Annotated in this window: 2 protein-coding genes; one reads left to right on the top strand and one right to left on the bottom strand. The window is 70.0% G+C overall.

Translation table 11 applies throughout. From position 1 onward, the window contains the following. A partial coding sequence (locus ACYVE9_RS22025; protein ID WP_461029625.1) for an ABC transporter ATP-binding protein/permease occupies positions 1 to 2,251 on the top strand: 2,251 nt, incomplete at its 5' end. 59 nt (positions 2,252 to 2,310) lie between these two features. On the opposite strand, the gene ACYVE9_RS22020 is transcribed toward ACYVE9_RS22025, so the two are convergent. Next, positions 2,311 to 2,675, bottom strand: a 365-nt coding sequence (locus ACYVE9_RS22020) for a lytic transglycosylase domain-containing protein (protein ID WP_461029624.1), incomplete at its 5' end; no start/stop codon positions are given.

The raw sequence follows: 2,675 nt of genomic DNA, 5'->3' as shown, positions 1-2,675 counted from the left end.
CACGGACTGGCCGCCGCAGCAACCGCACCAGCACCAGCCGCACCAGCACCAGCCGCACCAGCGGCAGGCGCAGCGGCAGTCGGCCGCACCGCCGTATCAGCAGCAACCGCACCAGTACCAGCAGCCGCAGCAGGGCGGATGGCCGCAGCAGGCAGCGGGGGGACAGGCCGCGGTACCGCCCCAGGGCGGGGCGCGCGGCATGGCGGCGCAGCCGGCCATGGGCGGGCAGCCGCAGGGAGCGGGCGGCGGCGACCGCAGCCCGACGACCTTCCACCAGCTGGCACTGGGCCGCGTCATGCGCATCGGTCGTGCGCTGGAGAACGAACTGGTCGTCTCCGACCTCCAGGTCTCCCGCCACCACGCCGAGTTCCTCGCCGGCCCTGACGGCCGCTTCGAGATCCACGACCTCGGCAGCCACAACGGCACCTACGTCAACGGCCAGCAGCTGCCCAAGAACGGCCGCCGGCAGCTCGGCCCGCAGGACATCGTCGGCGTCGGCCACTCGACCTTCCGGCTGGTCGGCGACCGGCTCGAGGAGTTCGTCGACACCGGTGAGGTCTCCTTCGCGGCCCGCCACCTGACCGTGCAGGTCGACGGGGGCAAGACGATCCTCAACGACGTCTCCTTCGGGGTGCCGGAGAAGTCCGTCATCGCCGTGATCGGCCCCTCCGGCTCCGGCAAGTCCACCCTGCTGAAGGCGCTGACCGGCTACCGGCCGGCCAACCAGGGTGAGGTGCTCTACGACAACCGGGACCTCTACCAGCACTTCGCCGAGTTGCGGCACCGCATCGGGCTGGTGCCGCAGGACGACATCCTGCACACCGCGCTGAAGGTCCGCACCGCCCTGCGGTACGCAGCGAAGCTCCGCTTCCCCGGTGACGTCGCCGAGGCCGAGCGCAACGCGCGGGTCGAGGAGGTGCTCGCCGAGCTGAAGCTCGACATTCACGCCGACAAGCGCATCACCTCACTCTCCGGCGGACAGCGCAAGCGCGTCTCGGTCGCCCTGGAGCTGCTGACCAAGCCCTCGCTGATCTTCCTGGACGAGCCCACGTCGGGGCTCGACCCGGGCATGGACCGCGACGTGATGCAGCTGCTGCGCGGCCTCGCCGACGACGGCCGCACGGTGCTCGTGGTGACCCACTCGGTCGCCGAGCTGGCCCTCTGCGACAAGCTGCTGGTGATGGCGCCCGGTGGCGGCGTCGCCTACTTCGGTCCGCCGGAGGAAGCGCTCAACTTCTTCGGCTACGACTCCTGGGCGGACGTGTTCTCGTCCTTCGAGAACTACCGCGACTACGACTGGATGGGCCGCTGGCGCGGTTCCGAGCACTACCGGCTCTACGCCGCGGACATCGACGCGGTCGCCGCGCAGCCGGTCAACCTCCAGCAGCGCCAGGCCCGGGTGCAGAAACCGCAGAGCTGGGGCTCGCAGCTGTGGACCCTGATGCGGCGCTACGCCTCCGTCATCGCCTCCGACCGGGGCTTCCTGGCCCTGATGGTCATCCTGCCCGCGGTGCTCGGTGTGGTCAGTGTGGTGATCCCCTCCGACCACGGGCTGAGCTTCGGCAAGCCGCCGACGTTCACCAACCGGGACGCCAGCACGATCATGTTGATCCTGTCGGTCGGCATGTGCTTCTCGGCCGCCGCGAACTCCGTCCGCGAACTGATCAAGGAACGGGTGATCTACGAGCGGGAACGCGCGACCGGCCTGTCCCGGTCGGCGTACCTGATGTCCAAGGTCATCGTCCTGGGGCTGATCACCGCCCTTCAGGGCGTCATCATCTGCGCCATCGGCTTCCTGCCGCGTGACATGCCCGCCGAGGGACTGCTGTTCGAGAACACCCCGGCCATCGAGATGACGCTCGTGGTCATCGCTCTCGGCCTCGCCTCGATGATGGTCGGCCTGATCATCTCCTCGCTGGTCAGGACCGCCGAGAAGACGATGCCGCTGCTGGTCATGTTCGCCATCGTGCAGGTCGTCTTCACCGGTGTGCTCTTCCAGATCCACAACACGTTCGGCGTCGAGCAGCTCGCCTGGCTGATGCCGTCCCGCTGGGCGGTCGCCGGCATGGGCAACACGGCGCAGCTGAACGTGCTGCTGCCCTGGGACGCGCAGAACCCCGATCCGCTGTGGGACCACGAGCTCAGCCAGTGGTTCGTCAACATGGGCGTGCTGCTCACGATGTCCGTGCTCTGCGGAGTGGTGGTGGCCCGCTTCCTGCGCCGGCACGAGCCCGAGGTCATGCGCAAGTAGGCCACGGTCGGTCACGACCGTTCACGCACGCGGCGGAGCGCAGGGGGACGGGACCCGGCTCAGTACCAGTGGTTCTGCTGCCAGAAGCTCCAGGCGCCGCAGGGGCTGCCGTAGCGGTCCTTCATGTAGTCCACGCCCCACTGGATCTGGGTCGCGGGGTTCGTCCGCCAGTCCGCGCCGGCCGACGCCATCTTGCTGCCCGGCAGGGCCTGGACCAGGCCGTAGGCGCCGCTGGGGTTCTGCGCGGTGTGGTCCCAGCCGCTCTCGCGCTCCACGATCCTGGCGAAGCACTGGTACTGGGCGTCGTCCGCCAGTACCTGGCGGGCCAGCTGCCGCGGCGAGCCGGTGGGCAGCTCGCTCCGGGCGGTGCTGCGGCTCGCCCGCTGCTCGGTCCTGTCCGCCGGTGCGTCCGCGGCCGGCAGCG

Source organism: Streptomyces sparsus (assembly GCF_054776295.1).
The sequence above is the reverse complement of the archived record's forward strand: the minus strand, read 5'-3'. Positions and strand labels throughout refer to the sequence as shown.